This is a genomic window from Campylobacter concisus (assembly GCF_902460845.1).
GTDB classification, from domain to species: Bacteria; Campylobacterota; Campylobacteria; order Campylobacterales; family Campylobacteraceae; genus Campylobacter_A; species Campylobacter_A concisus_X.
In genome coordinates, this window is sequence record NZ_CABPVS010000001.1 from 296,907 (window position 1) to 301,816 (window position 4,910).

Below are 4,910 nucleotides of genomic sequence, written 5' to 3' on the forward strand. Positions count from 1 at the left end.
ATGATAGTGACTTTTGCTTCATCACCTTTTGTAAAGCCAGATAGTGGATATATGTGCCTATCATAAGCTGCAGCTTGAGCTTTTCTATCAAGCCTTGCGTATTTAGGAAAGCTCATACCATATCCCATATTGTTATCAAGGATCTCATTTATATCGTTAAATTTAAACCCCATCTCACTAGCTATGTGTTCTCTAGACAGATAAGGATATGGTGAGCTAGAAATTTGCATTTTAATATCCTTAGTAAGTTTTAAACTACTCAACGATTTTTCAAAATTTGTTTGAGTGAAAATCTCTTTTGTTTAAATCGACCTTTCAAAAATTTAGTTTATATGTGACTTCTCTCTACACAAAAGTCTTGCTAATAGAACTTATCCTCTCGCTCCAAGAATTTGCTAGAGAATTTATATCCTCGCTAGTTGGCTTAAATTTCTCATATTCGTTTGAGGCAACACTTTCTGCGTTAATGTTCTTTGATCTTGCATACATTAAAAGGGTTAGCTCTTTTAACCTTTCTTTTATGAGCGCTTTGATACTTTCGTTATCCTTGCCTATTTTTTCAAAATCCACAAAATACTCTTTATGCTCTCCAGTGCTTGAGATATCATTTAAGGCAGCACTGCTTAGCTTAGTCTTTGCACTATCACTTGGTAGCGGTCTAGAACTACGTAAAAATCCCATAAAAAGAGCCTCTTTGCTGTAGCCTTCATCTGACTTATAAAAAGACATATCAGGGTTAAAACTAAACTCATCGCCTGCTTCGCTCATCGTAAAATCAACCTCTTTTACTATGAGCCTAACGCCTGCACTTGAAAGCTCTTTACTAAGAGTTTTAGCGCTATTTAGCTCATCGGAGCTAGAGTAGATGTTTGAGATAGTAGAGCTTGATAGATCTTTTAGTAAATGTCCTTTGGCATCATAGTGAGTGCCTTTTGTGCTGTAGCCTTTTGGTAGTTTGCCTATATCTGCAAGGGTGTAGCTCTTTTTATCATCACCTAAAGCAGACGTCATTTGATCAAATAGTCTGTAGTAGTGCTTTATGGTGTCAGCCATATCGATGTTATCAAAGATCTTTATCTGCTCGTCCTTGCTTTTGATGCGATTTAGCACATGGTTGCGCTCGGCAAATCTACTAAGCTCATCAAGCGTGCTTTTATGGATTTTAAAGTCCTGTGGCAGACCTGCTGCTTTATTAAAGTCAGCTCCCATAAAGCCTGCCTTATCTACTGTGTAGCCGTAAGCTTGAAGATCACTAAAATTTAAAGAGATGAGGCTATTTTGTGATGAAGAAACATAGTTAAATTTAGCAGGCTCTTGGCTTGGCTTACTGCTCTCTTCTTTGGTTTTTTGGTTAAAGAGATCACTAAAATTTGCAGATCTATTTTGTTTGTGTTGTTGCTTGGTGTATGAATTTACATTTGTGCTTAAGATGCTAATATCATTCATAGCTTGACCTCCTAGCTTCTTACTTGATACCAAGCAAAACATATTCCAACCCACAAAAATAAAAAATCAATCAATATAAATAATACCTATGGGTCAAATTTGGTCTAGTGGTTTGATTTTATGTTCTATTTGTTGCTATTATTGCCTACTATATAAAAATTGCTATTTACTATTTGTTTATATAAAAAATTAGTTTAAAAATATAATCTCTATTTAAGTAATATTAAATTCATTTTTCATGTTGTGCTTCAATTACCAATAAGCATCATCTCAAAAATATCTTTCAAATATAAGTTTTAGCTCTATGGTGCTAAAACTTATTTAGCACTATCAAGAGATTGATAGTGCTATAAGGTCTTAGCCAGACGGGCGAATAGCCTGAGGGCTATTATAAAAATAAGTCAAATAATGCCAAGAGTCTAGTAGCTTATTTTTATGACTAGAGGCAATAAAATATTAAATAAGATATTTTTGTTTATTTTATATTTAATATTTTTACTTTATTTTTATATGAGAAATCGGTCAGTAAATTGATAATGTATATTAACTTTGTAAAATATTTGAAGCATAAATTTCACTATAGCAGGTTACTTTTTTATAAATCAGCCAAATTTAGCCAAGTTATACAACAAAAGCAGTAGATAAGATCGTCTATTTTTACGTTCTAACTTCAGTAGAAGTAACACATACTTAGATAAGCCAGCTTAATATAATGCCTAACTGGCTTACTGACAAGTAGCAAAAAGAGCCTTGCGAGAGAGTCGCTATCACATTTCTAAGCTAGAGTCTTTTTTGCCAAATATCTCATTTTTTATCTCTGGTAGACGACTATTTATAAAATCCCTGACATTTGGGATAGTGTTTGCCACACTTTTAAAGAAGGTTACCACTTTTTCTTTAAAGACCTTAAGAGTCGTATTTTCATCTTTTAGCTTTTTATTTTCATATGCTAGACTTTGATTTTCATTTTTCAACGATTCATTAGCTTCCATTGCTTGCCCCAGCTCCTCTACCTCTTTTTGTTGTTTGGCAGCTAGTTCTTTATATGTTTTAATTTCTTTTTCTAGCTCTTCTTTTTCTTCTTCCACTTCTATTTTCTTGGCTTCAATATCCTTTAGTCTTGCTAGCTCTTCTTTGTCTGCCTTGGCTTGGTTTATAATTTCTTTGCTATTAAGTATCTGGCTTTTATAACTGCGTATAGCTACATCTCTTTGCTTCAAACTTTCTTTTAGTCCATTAATCTCTTCTTTTTGAGCCAACACTATGTCTTTATTCTCAAAAGTCTCATTTAGCTCTTTTAGTTCTAAAATCTCCTTATGTAAGAGTTCATTTTCTAACTCTAACTCATTTTTTCTAGCCAATATTTCACTCTTATCAGCTAGTTGTTTTTCCAGCTCATCTATCTTATTTTGAAGATCAGTGTCTTTAATTATGGTTATGTTTTGTTTTGTTAAATCATAAATATCTTTACTGATAGTTTTTACGAATTCTTCCATGCCATCTTTGGATATCTCATAGCGTATCTTACCTGTGAATGATTTTTTTTCATCAAAAGCTTCATCAATACATTCTTCAAAATTCAAAGTAATATCATTTTTAAGTGCTTGTTCGCTTTTATAAGATAGCTCAGTTTCATGCATTTGTTTTAGAGTTTTATGAATAGCCTTACTTCCTACCACGCCTCTTACAGCTATACCACTAAATGCGTCTGCGCTCATATCTTGCATATCTCTGCCGTATATAGCCATATTTTTTCTGTCTCTTCTTATGCAAGCATGCTTAGTAAAATCATAGTTTGAAAAAATGATTTGCCAGTGTTTGGTTTTTTCATCATTATGCTCAGCAGCAGCCACACATTCTACGCCGTATTTTTTACAATAATTATTAATAAAGTCCATGGCATTAGCAAGAATGTTTAGCCCATTTATAAACTTGGTCTCTTCTTCATTGAGTCCTTCATTTTCTTCTTTGGGTCTTTGTGTTCCAAATGTTAAAAGTATCTCCGTAAAAGGGGTCATCTTTTTTTGCCAAACACGCTTTCTTGATTTGCCGTTTTTGTCAGTTATAGTTTGGCTTTCATAGTCTTTTTTGAATTGCAACAGCATCTCTTTTATCTTGTTTTCAATATCCTCGTGAGACATACTACGAGATGGCTCTTTTTCTATAAGAGCACCATAGTCATTTCGTACGAAATACCTATTGGCTCTTGTATCCCTTCTTAAATACTTTATCTTTTTTGTTTGCTTGGGCTCCCGCATGTTGTGGCACATTCTGTCTATAGCTTTTTCAAAGGTTATATTATCAGTTAGTGTATTTATAACTATTTCATAGCCACTTATCTTCATCTTAATATCCTTACTTCGATAAAATTTCAAGATTATTTTATAAAATTTCACAGCCTAAAACAAGGAATTCGGTAGGCTTCAGACCGCTAAAATGCTTACTTTTAGAAAATACTATGAAATATATAATATAATTTTTGTAGCTTTTGGATTTTCTCTTAGAAATTTAGTCTAGTATGAAATTAAAATGGTAAAAATAATAAAAATATAGAGGTTGTGCTCATCATAAAAAGAGCACTTTAGATAGGACAAGTTAGTAACATAAAAATAGTTACCAACAAATCAAAGATGACTGAAAGTCTAGCTTTATGCTTAGCTAAATTTATCCTTTAGCATCTCATACACTTCGTTATTCTCTCTTTTGCCGACAACTAGCACTAACACTACTATTTCACTATCTTTTACTTGATAGGCCAAGCGGTAGCCGACATCTCTTAGCTTGATCTTATAGACATCTTCATAGCCTCGTAGCTTGTCTTTGGTAACCTTTGGGTTTTCTAGACGCTCACTTAGCTTCTTTTTAAACTGCACTTTTATGCTGTTATCAAGCTTTTGCCACTCTTTTAAAGCGCTTGGCAAAAATTCTAACTCATAGCTCATCTAAGCTTACTTTTACTGGTTTTTCACCACTTGCTAGAGCGGTATCTACTGCTTTACTTAGATGATACTCTTCTATTATCTCTGTCATTTTTTCATAGACATCACTAGGTACTAGATAGGCGCTAGGGACATTGTGATTTAGTATAGCTACGACATTATCTCCGGCTTGTTTTAAAATTTGAGCTGGAGACTTTTTTAGCTCGCTTATGCTAGCTGTAAAATTTGCTTGTATGGTTTGCATTTTTATCCTTTATTTAATACCTAAAATAATACTAAATAAGATATAAGAATAGTCTTAAAACTCATGCTTTGAAATTTGCCCCTACTCATTTTCATACGACACTATCTCTACTTTAGCTTTGAGTGTATTAGTGTTAATAGGCTTGGCATAATCAAAATAAGATAAACATTATTTTGATTTTTTACCATAAGATATAAATGGTTTCATTATAATCACAATAAATTTATTACACCAATAAAATTATTGGGTATATACAGATTAACACTACCGGAATATCTATT

Annotated in this window: 5 protein-coding genes; all 5 read right to left on the minus strand. The window is 32.8% G+C overall.

Annotated elements, in window-relative coordinates:
* Positions 1–230 (minus strand): hypothetical protein (locus F3H00_RS01540; protein ID WP_188115646.1); only part of this gene is annotated, 230 nt, incomplete at its 3' end.
* 115 nt (positions 231–345) lie between these two features.
* Complete coding sequence (locus F3H00_RS01545) at positions 346–1,446, minus strand: Cj0814 family flagellar-dependent secreted protein (protein ID WP_223155222.1); 1,101 nt, start codon at positions 1,444–1,446, stop codon at positions 346–348.
* A gap of 767 nt (positions 1,447–2,213) precedes the next feature.
* Positions 2,214–3,791: an AAA family ATPase gene (locus tag F3H00_RS01550; protein WP_148800654.1), complete on the minus strand. Its 1,578-nt coding sequence runs from the start codon at positions 3,789–3,791 to the stop codon at positions 2,214–2,216.
* Positions 3,792–4,100: 309 nt separating this feature from the next.
* Positions 4,101–4,388 (minus strand): type II toxin-antitoxin system RelE family toxin, encoded by a 288-nt coding sequence (locus F3H00_RS01555; RefSeq protein ID WP_107858789.1) that lies wholly within the window; start codon positions 4,386–4,388, stop codon positions 4,101–4,103.
* Positions 4,378–4,629, minus strand: coding sequence for a type II toxin-antitoxin system Phd/YefM family antitoxin (locus tag F3H00_RS01560; RefSeq protein ID WP_148800656.1), 252 nt, complete (start codon positions 4,627–4,629; stop codon positions 4,378–4,380). Before F3H00_RS01560 ends, F3H00_RS01555 begins: the two co-directional genes overlap by 11 nt.
* Between the last annotated feature and the right edge of the window lie 281 nt (positions 4,630–4,910).

Excerpts from the sequence above, each read along its gene's own strand:
- F3H00_RS01545 (WP_223155222.1), bottom strand. The coding sequence starts at position 1,446 with ATGAATGATATTAGCATCTTAAGCACAAATGTAAATTCATACACCAAG.
- F3H00_RS01550 (WP_148800654.1), bottom strand. The coding sequence starts at position 3,791 with ATGAAGATAAGTGGCTATGAAATAGTTATAAATACACTAACTGATAAT.
- F3H00_RS01555 (WP_107858789.1), bottom strand. The coding sequence starts at position 4,388 with ATGAGCTATGAGTTAGAATTTTTGCCAAGCGCTTTAAAAGAGTGGCAA.
- F3H00_RS01560 (WP_148800656.1), bottom strand. The coding sequence starts at position 4,629 with ATGCAAACCATACAAGCAAATTTTACAGCTAGCATAAGCGAGCTAAAA.